The organism is Pontibacter mucosus (genome assembly GCF_003054055.1).
Classification (GTDB): domain Bacteria; phylum Bacteroidota; class Bacteroidia; order Cytophagales; family Hymenobacteraceae; genus Pontibacter; species Pontibacter mucosus.
The window spans coordinates 108,950-126,952 of the sequence record NZ_QBKI01000012.1; the positions used below are offsets into that span (position 1 = coordinate 108,950).

At 55.0% G+C, this 18,003-nt stretch carries 15 protein-coding genes; 5 read left to right on the forward strand and 10 right to left on the reverse strand.

Annotated elements, in window-relative coordinates; all coding sequences use genetic code 11:
• Nucleotides 1–112: 112 nt before the first annotated feature.
• Nucleotides 113–376, forward strand: a complete 264-nt coding sequence (locus tag C8N40_RS19880) for a hypothetical protein (protein ID WP_146173611.1) — start codon at nucleotides 113–115, stop codon at nucleotides 374–376.
• Nucleotides 377–550: 174 nt separating this feature from the next.
• Here the strand turns inward: C8N40_RS19880 and msrA are convergent, their stop codons facing one another.
• The gene (gene msrA / locus C8N40_RS19885) at nucleotides 551–1,093 is read right to left on the reverse strand and encodes a peptide-methionine (S)-S-oxide reductase MsrA (protein ID WP_108213559.1); all 543 of its coding nucleotides are present in this window, start codon (nucleotides 1,091–1,093) and stop codon (nucleotides 551–553) included.
• A gap of 283 nt (nucleotides 1,094–1,376) precedes the next feature.
• On the opposite strand from msrA, the gene C8N40_RS19890 reads away from it, so the two are divergent.
• Nucleotides 1,377–3,473 (forward strand): sensor histidine kinase, encoded by a 2,097-nt coding sequence (locus C8N40_RS19890; protein ID WP_245905200.1) that lies wholly within the window; start codon nucleotides 1,377–1,379, stop codon nucleotides 3,471–3,473.
• 40 nt (nucleotides 3,474–3,513) lie between these two features.
• Here the strand turns inward: C8N40_RS19890 and C8N40_RS22845 are convergent, their stop codons facing one another.
• Entirely contained in the window at nucleotides 3,514–3,657 is a 144-nt protein-coding gene (locus C8N40_RS22845) for a hypothetical protein (protein ID WP_170114166.1), read from the reverse strand.
• A gap of 30 nt (nucleotides 3,658–3,687) precedes the next feature.
• On the opposite strand from C8N40_RS22845, the gene C8N40_RS19895 reads away from it, so the two are divergent.
• Nucleotides 3,688–4,803, forward strand: a complete 1,116-nt coding sequence (locus tag C8N40_RS19895) for an SDR family oxidoreductase (protein WP_108213604.1) — start codon at nucleotides 3,688–3,690, stop codon at nucleotides 4,801–4,803.
• A 180-nt stretch (nucleotides 4,804–4,983) separates the two neighbouring features.
• Nucleotides 4,984–5,898 carry an isoaspartyl peptidase/L-asparaginase family protein gene (locus tag C8N40_RS19900; RefSeq protein ID WP_108213560.1) on the forward strand — a complete coding sequence of 305 codons (915 nt, stop codon included), beginning with the start codon at nucleotides 4,984–4,986 and terminating at the stop codon, nucleotides 5,896–5,898.
• 47 nt (nucleotides 5,899–5,945) lie between these two features.
• On the opposite strand, the gene C8N40_RS19905 is transcribed toward C8N40_RS19900, so the two are convergent.
• From C8N40_RS19905 to C8N40_RS19925, 5 genes are all read right to left on the reverse strand, one after another.
• The gene (locus C8N40_RS19905; protein ID WP_108213561.1) at nucleotides 5,946–7,265 is read right to left on the reverse strand and encodes a hypothetical protein; all 1,320 of its coding nucleotides are present in this window, start codon (nucleotides 7,263–7,265) and stop codon (nucleotides 5,946–5,948) included.
• A gap of 23 nt (nucleotides 7,266–7,288) precedes the next feature.
• A complete protein-coding gene (locus C8N40_RS19910) occupies nucleotides 7,289–7,681 on the reverse strand; it encodes a hypothetical protein (protein WP_108213562.1) in 393 nt (130 codons plus the stop codon).
• Nucleotides 7,682–7,690: 9 nt separating this feature from the next.
• Entirely contained in the window at nucleotides 7,691–8,587 is an 897-nt protein-coding gene (locus tag C8N40_RS19915) for a cyanophycinase (RefSeq protein ID WP_108213563.1), read from the reverse strand.
• Between the two features lie 72 nt (nucleotides 8,588–8,659).
• On the reverse strand, nucleotides 8,660–8,998 hold the full coding sequence (locus tag C8N40_RS19920; protein ID WP_108213605.1) for a hypothetical protein: 339 nt from the start codon (nucleotides 8,996–8,998) through the stop codon (nucleotides 8,660–8,662).
• A 698-nt stretch (nucleotides 8,999–9,696) separates the two neighbouring features.
• Nucleotides 9,697–10,326: a carbonic anhydrase family protein gene (locus C8N40_RS19925; RefSeq protein WP_108213564.1), complete on the reverse strand. Its 630-nt coding sequence runs from the start codon at nucleotides 10,324–10,326 to the stop codon at nucleotides 9,697–9,699.
• Nucleotides 10,327–10,657: 331 nt separating this feature from the next.
• On the opposite strand from C8N40_RS19925, the gene C8N40_RS19930 reads away from it, so the two are divergent.
• Nucleotides 10,658–13,318, forward strand: coding sequence for a sensor histidine kinase (locus tag C8N40_RS19930; RefSeq protein ID WP_108213565.1), 2,661 nt, complete (start codon nucleotides 10,658–10,660; stop codon nucleotides 13,316–13,318).
• Nucleotides 13,319–13,653: 335 nt separating this feature from the next.
• Here C8N40_RS19930 and C8N40_RS19935 read toward each other — a convergent pair whose 3' ends face one another.
• From C8N40_RS19935 to C8N40_RS19945, 3 genes are all read right to left on the reverse strand, one after another.
• Nucleotides 13,654–14,331 (reverse strand): response regulator, encoded by a 678-nt coding sequence (locus C8N40_RS19935; RefSeq protein ID WP_108213566.1) that lies wholly within the window; start codon nucleotides 14,329–14,331, stop codon nucleotides 13,654–13,656.
• Nucleotides 14,332–14,526: 195 nt separating this feature from the next.
• Nucleotides 14,527–15,342, reverse strand: coding sequence for a hypothetical protein (locus C8N40_RS19940; RefSeq protein ID WP_108213567.1), 816 nt, complete (start codon nucleotides 15,340–15,342; stop codon nucleotides 14,527–14,529).
• A gap of 45 nt (nucleotides 15,343–15,387) precedes the next feature.
• Nucleotides 15,388–17,814, reverse strand: a complete 2,427-nt coding sequence (locus C8N40_RS19945; protein WP_108213568.1) for a TonB-dependent receptor — start codon at nucleotides 17,812–17,814, stop codon at nucleotides 15,388–15,390.
• Nucleotides 17,815–18,003: the final 189 nt, after the last annotated feature.

Sequence of the window (18,003 nt, forward strand, 5' to 3'; positions counted from 1 at the left end):
ACAAGTGATAACCTGAAAAACCATAGTTACTTTGCAGGCTTAAGATTCCTGTTTTGACAGAGGGGGCGTCTGTATACTTGTATCGTGTTAGAACCCAAAACCCCATCGTCACATGAAATCTACTTTAAACCCTTCACCCAAGCAATTGGCTGAGCGCTGTATAGTGCAGTCGGTACTGCCGGGTATTCCCTGTATAAAAACAACACTGCAAGAAGATGAGCAGGTGGGCTTTGCCACCATCGACGGCAATATGGTAACCTATCACGCCGGATCCAGTGCCGTTAGTAGCGGCGCTGGCATCTTTATCGGAGATTACTTTGTGGGGCTGGCAGATAATTACGAATCGGTAAGTATAACCCCCTTTATACGTTACTAACATCAAGAGAACTTAAAGTACTATAATACCCCAATTCCCCTTTAATTAATAGATTTTGTTGGTTGTTTGTGTTTAGATTAGGCAAGCCCTGTAGTTTCCCCCACTACAGGGCTTTTGCTTTTTAAAGCGAGCTAAGTTACTGGAAAATAAATTAATAATCAAAGAACTATCTAGTTACTTTTGATTTTCAGCTTTGAGTTTCTGCCTGAACACTTTCCTGAACTTGTCCAATTTGGGGCGGATAACAAAGCTGCAGTAAGGCTCATGGCCGTGTGTGTTGTAGTAGTTCACATGGTAGTTCTCAGCCGGGTAAAACTTCTCCAGCGGCACGATCTCCGTCACAACCGGGTCATCGTAGGCGCCGGAGGCCTCCAGTTCCTGTTTATACTTCTCCGCCAGTTGCTTCTGCTCCTGGTTGTGGTAAAAAACGGCGGAGCGGTACTGGGTGCCCACATCGTTGCCCTGGCGGTTCAGGGTCGTGGGGTCGTGGGTGGCCCAGAAAACCTCCAGCAGTTCTTCATAGCTGATCTTATCCGGGTCGTAACTTACCTGCAGCACCTCGGCGTGCCCGGTGGTGCCGCTACAAACCTGTTGGTAGGTCGGGTTCTCCACCTGCCCGCCGGCATAGCCCGGCATCACTCGCTCCACCCCTTCCAACTCCTGAAAAACGGCCTCTGTACACCAGAAGCAGCCATTGCCAAATGTCGCTAGTTCCATACGTTGTTATTTTATACGCTTACGGTTTCTCGGTTAAGCTCCGTTAGTGCTGTTTATAATTTCCTTACCCCTACGCAGGAAACTGTTCCTGAGGAGGCAGTTTATACTTCGTGCCTGACGTTGCCAAGTATAAAACTGTTTGTATCATGACAAAACAACTTAAACCTGCCAGTGTTTTTGCTCACCAGATTTATTAACCCTTCACTACCGCCTTACGTTACCTTTCAAATAAAAACACTATCTTATCCCATATTTTTAACAGCCATTCCCTTAGCTCAACTTAATGACCCTATCAAAGCACGCCGCTTCCAACCCCAGCAACGACTCCAGGAATAATTTCTTAAAAGGTGGAGGTGAGATGGGAGCCATGATGCGAAACTTCGACTGGGCATCTCACCCCTTAGGAGAGCCGCAAGGCTGGCCACAGAGCCTTAAAAACAACATCCGGCTGATGCTCAACTCGGCATTCCCCATGTTCATCTGGTGGTCGCAGGATTTATATATGTTCCATAACGATGCGTACCTGCCTGCCCTGGGCAAGAAGCACCCCAAAGCACTTGGAGCCTCCGCGCCGCAAATGTGGGCCGAGATTTGGGACCAGATCGGGGGCATTACTGAAAATATCCTGGAAACGGGCGAGGACTTCTATGCCCAGAACCTGCTGCTGTACCTGGAGCGCAAAGAATTCGCCGAGGAAACCTACTGGACATTCTCCTACAGCCCGGCCTTTAACGACGCCGGTGAGATTGCGGGCATCTTCTGTGCCTGCAACGAGGAGACGAGTTTTGTACTTGGCCAGCGCAGGCTAAAAAGCCTGAAAGACCTCTCCGATACGCTGTCGCATGTGGCTACGCTGGAGGACCTTGGACCTGCAGCCTGCCAAACCTTAAGCTCCAACCACAACGACATTCCTTTCTGCCTGATGTACCTGGTGGATGGACAAAGCAGGCAGGCGACGCTGGCCGGAATGGCCGGCACGGTTCCCGAACAGCTTGCCCCGCCAAGCATCAGTTTGACAAACGCAGGGGAAGTTTGGCCGCTGGGCCTGGTAAGCCATCTCTCCCATGGCATGGTAGCGGATCTTGCAGTTCCTGCCGGCAAGGTTCAGCAGGCGGTTATACTTCCCATCGTCAAAGCCAGCGGCGACCAGCTGGCCGGCTTCTTTATAGCCGGCATCAGCGCGGCGCAGGAGTATACCGAAGACTACAAGGGCTTCCATAGCCTGCTGGCCGCTCAGATGGGCACCTCCATCACCAGCGTAAGGGCCAAGGAAGAAATACTGAAACGGCAGGATTTTCTGAATGAGATCTTCCAGCAGGCCCCGGTGGGCATCACCATCCTCAACGGTCCCAATTACATCGTGGAGATCGCTAACCCCAGGGTATGCGAGATATGGCGCGTACAACAGCGGGATGTGTTGGGCAAGCCTATTTTTGATGTTCTCCCCGAAGCTGTGGGCCAGGGCTTTAAGGATTTGCTGGACAATGTCATGGCCACCGGTATCCCCCATGTAGCCAACGAGGTGCCGCTGGTGCTGGAGCGGCGGGACAGGCAGGAAGTAGTGCACCTGAACTTTGTGTACCACCCGATGCGCGACGAGCATGGCCTTGTGACGGGTATCATTGCCACTGCCATCGAGATTAGCGAGCAGGTGGCGGCCCGCCTGGAGGTTGAGGCTGTTAACAAGGCGCTGCTGGCAACGAACGCCGACCTGGACAACTTTGTATACGCTGCCTCGCACGACCTGAAGGCCCCAATCTTCAACATCGAGGGGCTGATGGACGAACTGCTGCAGCACCTGCCGCAGGAGGTGGCTGCCTCGGAAGAGATGCGGCAACTGTCCTCCTACATGTATGGCTCCATCAACCGGTTCAAGCGCGTTGTCAGCGACCTGACGCAGGTGGCCAGAACGCAGCGCGAGGATGACGAAAACTCCTACGCCATCGACCTGAACGACGTGATAACAGAAGTATGCATGGACCTGAAACCCATCATCTCCGAAACTGGGGCCGTTATCCAGACAAGTATAGCGCCGGGCACTACCATCCGGTTCTCCTTTAAAAACATGCGCAGCGTGATGTACAACCTCATCAGCAACGCTATCAAGTATAGCTCCCCCAACCGCGCTCCCTACATCAGCATCAGTACCGCCCCAGGTAAAGGTTTTACTGTTCTCACGGTGGCCGATAACGGCCTTGGCCTGAAGCAGGCGGACGCGCCGAAGATCTTTTCCCTGTTCAAGCGCCTCCACGACCACGTGGATGGCTCCGGCATCGGGCTTTACATTGTAAAGAAAATCGTGGAGAATGCGGGAGGCAGGATTGAAGTAGAAAGTGAACTCGACAAAGGAACCGCTTTCAAAGTATACCTCCCGCATTAAGCACACCGGCTGGCCCCACTCTTATTTGTAACTACTCAGGTTAGCCTTGATTTATACTTTGCAGGTTGCTCCAAAGTATAAACCAGGGCTTTTCTCTTACCCCGTTTCCCACTAATTCCATGTCATACAGGAACTTCCGAACAACTAAACCGGAGGGGTGCAACGTATGAACGTAAGAAAACAAAGTATAAAACCGGAAAACAAACTTAAGATTATGGCAATATCATTGAAATCCCTCCGCGAGCAGGTAATCGTTATTACCGGAGCCTCCAGCGGAATCGGACTTGTAACGGCGCGCGCAGCCGCTAAGAAAGGCGCCCGGCTGGTGCTGGCCTCCAGAAACGAGGAAGCCCTGGAGCAAATAACCGAGCAAATCAGAATGGAAGGCGGGGAGGCCGTGTACATGGTGACCGACGTGGGCAACCGCGAGGAGGTGCAGCGCCTGGCCGAGACAGCCATCAGGCACTACGGAGGCTTCGACACCTGGGTAAACAACGCCGGCGTATCTATTTACGGCAAGCTGGCCGAGGTAAGCGAGGAGGATAACCGGCGCCTGTTCGACACCAACTTCTGGGGCGTGGTGTCCGGGTCGCTGATTGCGGCAAGCCACCTGCGCAACCGGGGCGGGGCCATCATCAACCTTGGCAGCGAGCTGTCGGATGTGGCCATACCGCTGCAGGGCATGTACGCGGCCAGCAAACATGCCGTAAAGGGCTTTACGGATGCCTTGCGCATGGAGCTGGAGGAAGAGGCCGCGCCTGTCTCCGTCACGCTAATCAAGCCTGCCGGTATCGACACCCCCTACCCGCAGCACGCCCGCAACTATACCGAGCATGAACTTACCCTGCCGCCGCCGGTGTATGCCCCGGAGGAAGTGGCCGCAGCCATACTTCATGCCGCCACCCACCCGGAGCGCGATATTTTTGTGGGCAGCGGCTCGAAGATGATGAGCAGCCTGAACAAGTATGCGCCCAGCCTGATGGATTGGATAAACAAATCCTTCATGACGAAGGCGCAGGTAACCGATGCGCCCGCCCGCCACACAGAGGGCTCCCTGCATCAGCCTGGCGCCGATGGTATGGAACACGGCCACTACAAAGGCCATGTCATGAAAAAGAGCCTCTATACACGCGCCTCCATGCACCCGGTACTTACTGGTACGATGGTGGCGGCAGCCAGCGCCGCAGCCATTGCGCTGATGAACAAAAGGAAGAATAAAAAAGGCCGTTTAAATGCTCCAGTGCAGCGTTACGAAGGCACCCCGATCCGGCAACATGAAGGCACCCAGGTCCGGCATCGTGAAGGCGAGCCGCCCATGTATAATATTTAGAAACGTAGGCTAACACAACAGGAGCCCCTGACCGCGGTCAGGGGCTCCTGTTTTTATGGTGCGACCCATTGCCTCCGCGCCTGGGGTCAGGCGCACACAACTGTGCGAAAACGCCAACACCGCGCAGCATCAGCCGTAAAAGCTCTGGCACCCACTGCCTATACAGAACACACCCTATACATGAAAAAATTTGCCATTGCCCTACATGCTGGTGCCGAGACCGTTAAGCGGAGAGAGGTGACTAAAGCCCAGGAAAAGGCTTACAGAAAAGGAATAGAAGAGGCGCTCAGGGCCGGGAACGCCATTCTTAAGAAAGGCGGCAGTGCCGTGGAGGCTGTTGTGGCCGCCATAGAAAGTATGGAAAACAACGAACACTTCAACGCGGGCCGTGGCGGCAGTCTGAACCAATTTGGGGAGGCCGACTTTGATGCCGCTATCATGGATGGCCGCAACCTGAACTCGGGCTCGGTGGGCAGTGTGCGCTACGTAAAAAACCCGGTAAAACTGGCGCTGGAGATCATGCAGCACTGTAAGCACGCCTTCCTGGCAGGCGCGGGCGCAGAGGAGTTTGCCCTCAGGCAGGGGCTGGAACTGAAGGAGCCCGCCTACTTTGTAACCGAGGAAAAGCTGAAAGCCTGGCACGAAAGCGTTCTGGAGGAGCGAAACGGCGGGCACGATACCGTGGGCGCCGTTGCCCTGGACCAGCAAGGCAACCTGGCGGCCGGCACCTCTACCGGCGGACTCATGAACCGCATGAAAGGCCGTGTGTCCGACAGCCCCATTATCGGAGCGGGCACCTATGCCAACAATCCCTATTGTGCCGTCAGCTGTACCGGAGACGGGGACATCATCATGCGTGGCTCCATTGCCCACGAAGTATACGCCCAGGTAAAGTATGGGGGTGAGCAGCTGCAAGCAGCCGCTGCGAAGGCCATCACCATGCACGCCAAGTTCCTGAAGGGCGACATGGGCCTGGTAACCATGAACGGGGAGGCGGAAACCGCCTTTGCCTTTAACACCAACCTGATGAAACGGGGCTACAGCATAGACGGCCAAAAGCCTGTGATAGCGCTTTGGGAGGATGAAGAAGTATAAGAAGAAGTATAAAAGGTAAGCGGCGATGGGAATAGCCAGTATAAAGGCTACTCCCGCTCCACATACTTTGTAATGCAATGCACGGAGCCGGCAAACTCCGCCAGCGGGTGGTAGTCCTCCAGCAAGATTACAGTAAAGCCAAGTCCCTCCCAGATCTCCTTGTTCCGTTGGTCTACCTGCTGCAGCTCCTGCCAGTTGCCATGGCCATAGGTTGGCAACCAGACCGTTCTCTCCTCCGGCCCCTTTACTTCCACCAGCGCATTGTTGTAGGTAGCGTAATACCACTTCCGCACCCTCTCCTGCTCATCGTCCACGTACACCAGCGGCAACGGGTTCCGGAGTACCTCAAACTTAAGCCTTTCCAGCAGGTCGGCTATCTCGTCGAAGGCTTCAGGCGTGGCCAGGTCATCGAAGTTATTGCTCAGCATCCGGGAAGCCATGCGCGGGTCCCCGACCAGCACCTGGTACTTGCCCTGCGCGTTGCGGCCAGCCAGCGTTAAAAACATATCGATGTGGAAGATGGGCTGCACGGTGCCTTCGGTGTTCCTGGCGTAGAGGATCTCTTTCCAGTCTTCGCCGCTTAGTTTAAAGGGCCGCTCCTGTTCTGCCGGAAGCTGCAGCGTGGTGCAGATAAAGTATAGAATCCTGTCCCTGTCGAGGTACTGCTGGTAGAGTGCCGTCAGTTTTTTCTTCAGATGGTTGCCGTCCCCCTGTAGCATGTAGCGCAGGTCCAGGAACGTGTCCACACCGTAGTTGGCCCCCAGCAGGAAGAAATCATCCCCCACCAGCACATTGCCCCCCTCAAAGTATACCGGTACCTTCACCCGCTGCCAGCCAAACTCCCTGGCGGCATAGTAACTGGCCAGTTCATCGCCTGCCCTGCGGTTGGAGTGCGGCTGCACCATGTAAGGCACCCCCTCCGGGTCGTGCACCAGCTCAAAGTCATCCTCTGCCCACACGGTCATTTCGATGGCGTCGGGCACGGTGGCCAGCTGCACCCGGTGCTCCAGCTCCTGCTGCTGCACCCACGCCTGCACACTCTCCTTTACCGAAGCATGCGTCAGTATAAAGAACCTGGTGTAGGAAGGCAGTTTAAGGATGAGGTCGGCGTATACTTTCCAGCAGGGATTATCCTCGCCCGCCATGGCATAGGCCGGTATGGTTAAGGCCAGGGCTTTGAGGGCACCGTCCGCGCTTGGCACCAGGCGGGGCTGCAGGGGCAGTGTCTGACAGTCCTGCATCAGGCTTATCGCGATGCTGCGCCGGCGCATGGCCTCTCCGTTCAGCACCTGTTCCTCCTCTTTGTTCAGCTCCGGTATTAACGGGTAGTGTCTGGGGCGAAGTTTGGTTTCCCTTGCATATTGCATCCAAAATTTGTTTTCAGTGGTGGTTACACGCTTTTCTCGCTCACCTCCCTGGAGCCTGCCCAAAGCCAAAGTATAATCAGTATGGCTTCGGCCACGGCATCCAGCAGGTATATGTTTCTGATCACATCAGTCAGGGCATAGTATACATCTATCCCTATCAGACCGGCCGCTGAGGCCATGCCCAGCCCTTTTATCTCCTGCGTCACCCGCCGCCGCAGGCCCGCCGCCAGCAGGGTGCCGCCAATTACGGTAATAAGCACGCCTACCGTGTACAGCAGCCAATAGTCCTGCTTGGGGCCTGTTACCCATACAAAGCTTTTCAGGTGGAGAAATGGCCAGATACCCGTGATCAGCCAGTAGCCGCCTTGCAGCAATGCCACTAAACGCAGGCCCGGCCGGATGGTAGATGCGCCCATTGCCCTGTTTTACACGTGCAGTTCGTCCCAGGTGGGTATTCTATACTTCTCACCCGGGCAAAGCAGGTGCACACACAGGTTGCGGACCGAGAAGGGCTCTCCGGTCCCGATTTCGTAGATGTTCGTCTTGGATATACCCATGCCATCGATGATGGTGACCAGGCCGCTGCCCAATACCTCCAGCTCGCGCCCCTCCGAGACACAGATGGCGGTGTCCTCCTCCAGCCCCAGGCCGATACAGCCGGGGTTGGTGACAATGCACTGGGCCATGCGCACCAGACGTCCGCGTTCGATGAAGTGGGTGTCAATGGCTACGTTCTTGAGGAACTCCAGCCCGGTGGTGACGCGGACATCGCCCTTCAGAAAGCCTCCGTGGGTGTCTGCCTCGTAGATCATGGGGGTGGACAGGGCTGTGGCGCCCGCGCTGGTTCCGGCAATGATGATCTCTTCGTAGGTATAGCGCTCTTTCATGAGCTGCAGCAGCCTGGTGCCCCCCAGAATAGAGGTAAGCCGCAGCTGGTCGCCACCGGTAAAGTAAATCCCCGCCGCTTTCTGGATGATTTCATAGTGTTTGGGGTCCTGCGCGTCTTCGCGGGTCCGGATATCGAGCACCTCCACGTTTTCTACTCCTAGATCCTTGAAGAGCCTGGTATACTCCTTGCCTATCTCTTCGGGTATGTTGGAGGCCGTTGGTAACACCGCCACAGTAGGGCTAGTGCCCTTTAAGGCGGCAACGAAGTACTTGAGGATTTCCTCACTCTCAAAATCAACGTTGGTGGCCTGCTCCGGCTTTAGCTCTTCTCCTCCCCCCTTGCTCTCTTTTCCGCCTATTGCCAGCAGGCGCCCTTTCGGCACAGGGGCCTCACTTTTGGTTTTATGCTGTTCTGTTACCTTACGCTTTGCCATTTAAAAATTGCTCCTTTCACGGATGGGTGAATATTTGCAAAGTTGGGTGCACTTACAAATTGAGCTGCCGGCTTAACGGCTGAGCTTGTCCAGGTCCTTGCCCAGGTCCCTTACCTGCCTCATAAAGGCTTCCACTGTCTCGTCAGCATACGTACCGTAGGCGTCCGAGATGGTACCCTTGGCTCCTGTGTCTGTTTCCAGCACATACAGTATAGCCATGTCGTCAGGGTTGCTTTCGCCCTCAAAGCGGTAGAAGTTAACGATTTGCACCTGCTCGGGCCTGAACTGCTGCTCGCCATCTATGGTGCGCAGCACGCCTTCCTCTGCTACCCTGAAATCGAGGGTATAGCCCTCCTGGCGCACCTTCTCGAGCACCGACACCAGCGTTTTCAGTTGTCTTTTCTCTTCCATATCCTCGGGGTTTATAGTTTCTTGTTCCCCTCCTGATACTGCCAACAGCCCTCCAATTGTTTCACTCGGGCTGTATTCATAAAAAATGCAGCGCCGGCACAGAGTACCGGCGCTGAACTGTTTGACTTTAAACAGAAGTTTCTGGTACCAGGCGTTCATTGGGGTTGGGTATCACATGAAAGATTATGTGAAAGCCTGGTTATAGGAAGCTATGAAAGTTTCTACCTCTCCAACGCCATCGGGAGAGAAGAAAATCCGAGAACAATGATCGTATCTTTTAATGTGAAAAAAGGGAGGACCACCCTCAGCACCCAGATTAGGTATGGCCGCTCCCAGTTTTCACAGCCTGGTCAGTCTCGTTAAGAACACTAACCCGACAGCTCAATATTAGTAGATTTTTACGGTTCTATACTTGGCGCAGCTACCAGCCAGGGCTACTTTACGGCTTAATACCTCTAAAATACCGGCTTACCGCAGGCACTACGTATTTACCGCAAAACAGGACCGGCTAGAAGCAGCAAGTTACGTGTGGAGGGAACCTAGCCGATTAAGGCCACACCAACCCCATATGCCCAAAACAGGGGGTGCAGAAAAGAGCAGGCTGGCCTGGCAAAGGTTCTGCCAGGCCAGCCTGCAACACGTAGATGCATCCGTATTAATTACGATGCAAAAATTATACTTAATGTGCTAAGGTGGGGTTAATCCTCATAGAAGGTCACCAGGCCTGTTGCCACTTCGTAGAGGCCGCCCACTATCTTAATGCTTCCCTCCTGCTCCATGGCAGCCAGTATCGGGCTCTCCTCCCGGATGCGGCGGATGGTGTGGTGCACGTTGTTGACCGTTACGTTGTAAACGAAATCGGTATTCTTTCCGGTGCGCTCGTTTGCCGGGGTGGTGCTTTCGCTTTCGATGGCGGGCTTTACCTTGTCGAGCAGGCCGGTCAGGTGGCCCAGCTCCACGTGGTTGCAGGCGCCGTAAATGGCCCCGCAGCGGGTGTGCCCCAGCACCAGCACCAGCTTGGAGCCAGCCAGCTTGCAGGCAAATTCCATACTTCCCAGAATGTCCTCGTTGAGCACGTTACCGGCTATGCGGATGCTGAAGATATCCCCCAGCCCCTGGTCAAAAATCAGCTCGGCTGAGGTCCGGGAGTCGATGCAACTCAGAATGGCGGCAAAAGGGAACTGCCCCTCTGAGGTTTCGTTTACCTGCTGCAGCAGGTTGCGGTTAGCCTTCAGGTTGTTGATAAAACGCTGGTTGCCCTCCTTCAGAATCTCAAGCGCTTTCTCGGGAGTCAGGTTGTTCTGGGTTTCTTGGGTATGTGTTCTCATGCGTGTTGATTGCAGGCGTTGGCTATAGTTCATACTTTCTCGCCCCTGTTTTGGTTTGCTTCTACCACAGCGCATGCAGGATGGCGGCACTCTCGCAGGGCAGGAAAGTACGCTGTAGGTACATATGGTAAATTTACGGGCATTCCGGATCTGTATCTGGTATGCCTCCCCGGGCGTGCCGGGAAAACAATGCCGCAAGTTACTATGTAAAGCGCTTTTTACAGCACATTTATTCCAGAAGTTAAGCGGCAGGTTGTACAGCGCCTGCTTTATGGATAACTTATGCGGGCAGCCGTCAGCCTTTAGAAGACGCCGCGCGTTTAAATAATATATGAACATAACCGCCAAACTACCGGTAGCGACGCTGAAGGCCCTGGAAAAAGTGCCTGACCTTTACCTGGTTCTTTCTCCTGATTTGGAGGTGCTCACGGCATCCGATGCGCTGCTGACAGCCATGTCCGCCTCCCGAAAGAGTATGGCAGGTAAGTCTGTGGCCGATATTTTCACCGTCGGGAACGCTACTACGGCCTCTGCCGTTGAAGCCCTGCTAAACGAGGCGGTGCAAAAGGCATTGGGCCATGAGGTGCCGCAACATATCAGCCTCCTGCAAAGCCGGACGGCACAACTATGGCGGGTGCAGCCTTCGCCCGTAACAGATGAGGCCGGGGCTATACTTTACACCATCCTCAAGCTAACCCCAGCCGGGCGGCGGGAGCACGAAACCCAGCCAAACACAGTGGATAAATACCATACCCTGTTCAACTCCATAAACCAGGGCTTCTGCATCCTGGAGCTATACTTTGATGAGCACCAGAAGCCTGTGGATTACCGCTACCTGGAGGTAAACCCTGCCTTTAAGCAGCATACTTCAATCAAAAACGCACAGGGCAAAACAATTAGGGAGCTGCTGCCAGGCATAGAGCCCTTCTGGATAGAGCAGTATGGGCAGGTGGCGCTTACCGGCCAGCCCATACGGCTGGTGGAGGAGGTGCATGACCTGGGCATCTGGTTTGATGTGTATGCCTTCCGGATAGGCAACCCCGATGCCCATCACGTGGCCGTCCTGTTCAGTAACATCACTGAGAAAAGGAAAGCCGAGGAAGCCCTGCGCGAGAGTGAGGACCGTTTCCGGACAGTGGTGAACCTGGTGCCGGACATGCTCTGGATAAACAACGCTGACGGTGCTATTAGCTGGTACAGCCAGCGCTGGTATGAATACACCGGGCTTTCAGAGCAGGACTCCATAGGCTACGGATGGCTTAAGTCCTTGCACCCGGACGACCAGAAGCATGCATGGCACAACTTCACGAAGGCGGCGGAAGAAGCCAGGCCGCTCCGCCAGGAATACCGCATCCGTGACGCCGCAGGTGGGTACAGGTGGTTTCTGGTACAGGCGCTGCCCATAAAGGACAAGGAGGGCAGGGCCTTGCAGTGGTTCGGGGCCGCCACCGACATACATGAGCACAAGCTGGCCGAGGAGGTGATTGCCAACCATAACGCCCTGCTGGAGCAGGAGGTAAGCGAACGCACGGAGGCCATGCAGGAAAGTAAGGAACTCCTGGCTTCCGTGCTCGAGAACACCTCCAGCAACATCATGGTGCTCAAAGCCATCCGGGACAGCAACGGAGAGATCATGGATTTTGAGTACGTGCTAACCAACAGTAACCTGTTGCGCGCTGCCACCCGCGACTCCCTGGTAGGCAGAAAGTTTGGCGAGGAGGCGCCGGGTGTGCTGCCCGCCGCGCTGCAAGCCAACTTTAAGGAGGTGGTTGAGCTGGGCCACGACTGGACGGGGGAAGCCCAGGTGCGTTTTGAGCACCGGGAAGTATGGTCGCAGGTGTATGCCCGCAAGTTTGACGACGGGGTGCTGGTCACCTATTTCGATATAACGCAACTGAAGGAGGCAGAGCGGGAACTGCGCGACAACACGATGTTTATCGAGCAGATCATGGACGCCACCCCGGACTTTATCATGGTCTTCAACCTACAAACCAACAAGGTGGATTTTGTGAACCGGAGCGCCTACCTGGGCAATGAGTTCCGCTTCCACGAGACACTCAGCCTGGATTACGCCAAGATCCTGGAACGCGCCCACCCTCAGGACAGGAAACCGCTGCACCGGTTTATAGAGCGTTTTCGTACTGCCGCCGACGGGCAGGTATACTCGCTGGAATACCGTGTGCTGCAGGAGGGCAAAACCGTCTGGTACCGGACAAGAGGCAAGGTTTTTAAACGCGACGCCGCCGGCACCCCCACCCACTACATCAGCGTGGTGCAGGACATCTCGGCGCTGAAGCAACTGGAGGCTGAAAATACCAGGATGCGGCTGGATCAGCAGAAGGCATTGCTGCTGGCCATCCTTCAGGCACAGGAAGAGGAGCGGCGCAGGATATCGGAGGCCCTGCACAACGGCGTGGGCCAGCAACTGTACGCAGCTAAAATCCACCTGGACCTGCTGCATGGGCAGGGCACGGCCCCTGACCCGAAAGCAGTGGCTGCCCTGGCGCAGGTAGACCACATACTGAAGCAGGCCATCAACCAAACGCGCAGCCTTTCGCATGAGCTGACACCCGCTGTGTTGGGGCAGTTTGGGCTGGAGGCCGCCTTCCACGACATCGCCAACTCGCTCAGCAGCAAAACCCTGAAGCTACAGTGCGTAGTAGCCAACCTGCCCAAAAACCTTGATAAGAACCTGCAGATAGTGCTTTACCGGATTGCCCAGGAACTGGCCAACAATGTCCTCAAACACGCCAGGGCCACCGCCGCCAGCCTGCTGCTCCGCAACGAGGACGACACCCTCATCCTTACGGCAGAGGACAATGGTGTTGGCTTTGACCCGGCTAAGCTGCCTGCCAAAGGAATCGGGCTGAGCTCTATACAAGACCGCGTAAAACTGCTGAACGGCTCCTGCAGCCTTAGCTCCTCTCCCGGCCAGGGCACCTCGGTGGAGGTCCGGCTGCCGCTTCATCCGCTGTCCCTGCAAAAAGTATAAGTTGCGATTTATACTTTAAGGAAGGGGTAACCCCCTAACCCCTCCAGGGAGGGGAGTTATACTTGAAAGTAATTCCCTCCTTCGAGGCAGATCCATTACATTCCCTTAACCTTGTTGTCATCCTGAAAGGATCTTGGTGGCTTGTAGTAGAGGCTTAACCTACCTTCTACCAGGTTTCTTAACAGAATGACAGAAAGTTTAAAGCCATTGAGTGTAGAATGAAGCAGCTCTGCTCCAAGGGGTAGGCTAGGTACAAACTAAAGCTATAAAGTATAAAGCGGCGCCGGGGCTATGTACCCCGGCGCCACTTTATACTTTATGCAACAGCTCTTTTGCTATAGCTGGTTATCAACCCCGATGATTTTGTGTTCGATGGCATACTTTATCAGGTTAGCCGTGTTCTTGGCCTGTGTTTTCTCCAGGATGTTCTGCCGGTGCGTTTCGATGGTGCGCTTGCTCGTGAAAAGCTTGTCAGCGATTTCGGCGTTGGTATAGCCCTCGGCGATGAGCGTGAGTACCTGCACCTCCCGCTTCGAGAGTTTTTTGTCGTCCAGGAGCTGGCTGGCTGCCTGGGGAACCGGTTGCGATGCCTGCTCCACCAGTTTTACCGAGATGTCCCCGCTAATGTACCTGCCCCCTCCTGCCACCAGCTTGATGGCGGCGCAAAGCTCGTCCTTGCTGGTGGTTTTAAGCAGGTAGCCTGAGGCACCGCTAGCCAGCATCTTCTGCACAAAGGGCAGGTTGTTGTGCATCGACAGGGCAATAACCTTTACTTCCGGAAACTGACGCCCCACCGCTTCTGTGGTCTCAAAGCCATCCATTTCCGGCATGTTTATATCCATGAGCACCACATCCGCCCCGGACTCTGCCAGTTTGCTGAGCACTTCCCTGCCGTTGTTGGCCTCGCCTATTATCTCCAGCTCCTTATCCTGCTCCAGCAGCATGCGCAAGCCCTGCCGCAAAATGATATGATCATCGGCTATAATAACCCTTATCCGCTTCTGTCCTTCCATCTACGTTTGTATACCAGATGTAAGTATACGCTTTATACTTCAATCCTGCCTAAAGAAACTATAAAGATATACCGGGAAGCCCGGCCCTGCCAAAGCACAGGTATATCTTAGCGGCAGCGGGCAAAGTTTAACGGAAAGACAGACGGGGAAGTATAATTTATACGTTGCAGGTACCGAACCCGCTCAATTTTATACTTAGCCCGAGGTAGCGGAGGCCCTCTCCCTTACCAACGTGCTGCGGTAAAGTATAAAAAGGACCGTTATCCCCAGCACTGCCAGGCCAACCCAGGCGGTAAGTATAAGCTGCGAGCTTGCTTCCATACTTAGTTCGCGGTGCTTCAGGTTAATGCCGTAAAGCGCCCACATGCCCACCAGCCCCACAAACAGGTTAGACCTGCTGATAGTGACGAATGCCACAACCAGCGTGGACACCACGATCATAATGACTGTCCAGGTTGCTGCATCCACCCCAAAGCCATTCCAGCCTAAGCCTACTAAAGCCGCGCTGATATTGGCGACTGTGGCAATAATTATCCAACCAAAGTATAAACTGAGCGGCACCTGCGTCAGCCAGCGCGAGGCTGCAGAGCGGGAATGATCAAAAATATTCAGCCGCAGGTGCATGGCCAGCAGCGTTACCAACTGGATAAGTATAAGCACCACCGACACCAGTAGCCACTCGTTTACCCAGGCGATGGTCCAGAGGCCGGTGGCCAGGTTGTTCCCTATAAACAGGTAGCCCAGCCGCTGCAGGTCTGCGTTTGCCTCATGGTGGGCCGGCTCTTTAAAGGCTTTAAGTAGATGATAGATACAGAAGGCGGACAGCGCCAGGTAAATCACGCCCCAGATGGAGAAGGTAATGCCCGCAGGCGTAAAAAGCGCCGGATACTTGTCCGACACATCGCCGATGGTCTGGTTATTAAAAAGCTTTAGCTGTGTTAGCTGCGAGGGCACTAAATGCACCAGAAAGAACAGGGCATTCAGCAGAGCCAGTGTTTTGCTATTTTTCATAGTATAGGTGCATGGTGCTTCAGGTTTATACTTTACGCAAGACTTCTAGAATTCAACGATAAAGCCCAGCGTTGGCACCAGGTTGCCGTCGTTGTTTTTCAGGATAACCGGAATGCCATTGCTGCCGTCCAGGCGCAGCGGGTTGCCGTCGGTGGTGGCAAAGCCAGTGTTGCTTTCGTTGCGCTGGAAGGTATAACGGTCAAAACCGGGGGTGTTGCTACCCAGCACGTTGGCAATGTCCAGGAACAGGTCTAGGGTGATGCGGTTGAAGTTCCACTTCTTGTCGATGCGCACGTCGAGCTGGCTGAAGGGCTGCAGGCGCTCGGTGTTCAAGCGGCTGTAATCCAGAATGCCGACACCCAGCGAGGCATAGTTGCGGCGCGAGGCTTCCAGGTCGAAAGGCGTGGCAGGCGCGCCGCCGGCATACCGGTACTTGGCCCCGAATTCCCAGTTACGCGGCAGCTTCTTGCCTACCAGTCCCGACACCAGGTGGCGGTAATCCCAGGCGCTGGACACGTAGCGTCCGTCAAGCCCGGCAAACTCGCTCACCACATAGGTATAAGACAGCACCGAGAACACGGTGCCCGTCAGCTTTTTCTGCAGGTAAAACTCTGCCCCGTAGGCCCGCCCCTTGCCATTCGTCACCACCGCCTCGTTGCCAATCGCGCCAAAGTCGCCGCCCTGGTTGGCCAGCGAAATGCCATCTCGGATGGATACCGGGTAGTTGCTGTAGTCTTTGTAGAAGGCCTCCAGGGTGAAGCGCAAATCCTGGCGCGGCAGAAACTCGGTGCCGAGCACGTAGTGGATGGAGCGGGTGTAATCGGCCTGCTTGTTTAGGTACCGGCCGTCCTCCTGGTAGCCCAGAACCGTGTAGATAGGCAGCTTGTAGTAGATGCCTGACGAGGCGTTCACCGTCCATCTATCATTGAGCAGGTAAGAAATGGCCAATCGTGGCGAGAGCGTTTTCAGTGGATTGTGGCCTTCCTCGGTAAACGAGTTCATATCGGTGCGGAGGCCCAGCGACAGCCCCAGTTTATTATCCAGCACCGACTTAGACACCTGCCCAAAGGCGCCGTAGCGGAAGAAGTCCAGGTTCGTGTTGTAGTCCAGCGTCACGCCCGGCTGCACCAGGTTGTTCTGCTCGTCGCGCAGCTCTTTGCGGATCACGCTGAAGATGTCGTTGGTAAACTGCGCATACTGCCCCGACACGCCATAAGCATAGCGCCAGCCGTTTTTATACTTGTTCACGTCCAGCCGCAGCTTGTTCTCCGTTTCCCGGGAGTTGGTTTTTAATGTATAGGCTTGGTTTTCTCCTTCCTCTGCAGCCTCATACTTGTCCAGGGAGTTGTCGAAGGCGTTGCGGCTCAGGGCCAGGTTCACGTAGCCATCGGTGATGAGCCTTTTCACGGCCACGCCGGTAGTATAGTTCCATTGGTTGATGTAAGGCGTAGAGCGCAGGATGTACTCATTTTCCGGGGTACTTTCGCGCGGCACGCCAAACGAGAAATCGTCAATAGCCCCCACCCCGATGAAGGAAATAGAGGTTTTATCGTTTAGCTTGTGGTCTACTTTATACTGGAAATCCCAGTAATTCGGGCGGATGGGCAAATCGAGGAGCTTGAACAAAAACTGCAGGTAGGACCGGCGCACCGACACGAGGTAGGTAGTCTTTGCCCCCACCGGTCCTTCCAGCGTGGTGGCGAACTCCGAGCCGCTCAGGCGCACGTTGCCCGAAAAGCGTTCGGGGTTGCCGTAGCGCTGCCTGAACTCAAACACCGAGGCCAGGGCATTGTCGTAACGCGCATCGAAAGCCGAGGAGCTTACCTTCAGGTCTTCTATAAACGACACGTTCAGGATGCCCGTGGCCCCGCCCGAACTGCCCTGCGTGCTGAAGTGGTTGATGAGCGGGATTTCGATGCCATCGAGGTAGTACACGTTCTCGTTGGGTGCACCGCCGCGTATAATCAGGTCGTTGCGGCCGCCGCTGGTGCCGTTGGTAGCCACGCCCGGCAGCACCTGCACGACCTTCGAGATATCAAAGTTACCGCCGGGGTTGCTGCGGATTTCCTCTGTCGTAAGGCTCTGCACGGAGAGCGGGGTAATCAGGTCGGCCACGGCAGCACTTTGCCGGCGGTCGGCCACCACCTCCACCTGCTGCAGCTGGCTGGTAGCCGGTGCCAGCTCGAAGTTAAGGATCTGCACGTTGCCCACCGTTATGTTGACATTGAACCTGGACTGCGGCTGATACCCGATGTAAGAACTCTGCACCGTGTAGCTGCCCACCGGTATACCCTCTATCCTGAAGGATCCCTGCTCATTGCTCACCGTGCCCAGTTGCGTTCCCGCCACCTGCACCGACACCCCGATGAGGGGCTCCTGGGTGTTCCGGTCCCGCACCGTGCCGGTGATGACGCCTGTTTGGGCAAGGGTTAGCGTGGGCAGTAGCAGAGCAAGTATAAACAGCAGCCTCATAGTTTATTTCTGATTTTAGTGTTTATACTACATGCTTCCGGTTATTTTGTTTAACAGAAACTCATATTTTTTAAACACCATTATTCCTGTTTTATACCAGGAATATACTTCCCAAAGCTGCACCGCCACGGCAGCCGGCTCCCGGAAGTATAAACCCGGCACAGTAGCCTGAAACAAAACAAGCCTTTG

Bases quoted from the DNA above. Each gene is read 5' to 3' on its own strand.
- msrA (WP_108213559.1), bottom strand. From the start codon at position 1,093: ATGGAACTAGCGACATTTGGCAATGGCTGCTTCTGGTGTACAGAGGCC.
- C8N40_RS19900 (WP_108213560.1), top strand. From the start codon at position 4,984: ATGAAAAAATTTGCCATTGCCCTACATGCTGGTGCCGAGACCGTTAAG.
- C8N40_RS19895 (WP_108213604.1), top strand. From the start codon at position 3,688: ATGGCAATATCATTGAAATCCCTCCGCGAGCAGGTAATCGTTATTACC.
- C8N40_RS19945 (WP_108213568.1), bottom strand. From the start codon at position 17,814: ATGAGGCTGCTGTTTATACTTGCTCTGCTACTGCCCACGCTAACCCTT.
- C8N40_RS19890 (WP_245905200.1), top strand. From the start codon at position 1,377: ATGACCCTATCAAAGCACGCCGCTTCCAACCCCAGCAACGACTCCAGG.
- C8N40_RS19880 (WP_146173611.1), top strand. From the start codon at position 113: ATGAAATCTACTTTAAACCCTTCACCCAAGCAATTGGCTGAGCGCTGT.
- C8N40_RS19905 (WP_108213561.1), bottom strand. From the start codon at position 7,265: ATGCAATATGCAAGGGAAACCAAACTTCGCCCCAGACACTACCCGTTA.
- C8N40_RS19935 (WP_108213566.1), bottom strand. From the start codon at position 14,331: ATGGAAGGACAGAAGCGGATAAGGGTTATTATAGCCGATGATCATATC.
- C8N40_RS19930 (WP_108213565.1), top strand. From the start codon at position 10,658: ATGAACATAACCGCCAAACTACCGGTAGCGACGCTGAAGGCCCTGGAA.
- C8N40_RS19940 (WP_108213567.1), bottom strand. From the start codon at position 15,342: ATGAAAAATAGCAAAACACTGGCTCTGCTGAATGCCCTGTTCTTTCTG.
- C8N40_RS19910 (WP_108213562.1), bottom strand. From the start codon at position 7,681: ATGGGCGCATCTACCATCCGGCCGGGCCTGCGTTTAGTGGCATTGCTG.
- C8N40_RS19920 (WP_108213605.1), bottom strand. From the start codon at position 8,998: ATGGAAGAGAAAAGACAACTGAAAACGCTGGTGTCGGTGCTCGAGAAG.
- C8N40_RS19915 (WP_108213563.1), bottom strand. From the start codon at position 8,587: ATGGCAAAGCGTAAGGTAACAGAACAGCATAAAACCAAAAGTGAGGCC.
- C8N40_RS19925 (WP_108213564.1), bottom strand. From the start codon at position 10,326: ATGAGAACACATACCCAAGAAACCCAGAACAACCTGACTCCCGAGAAA.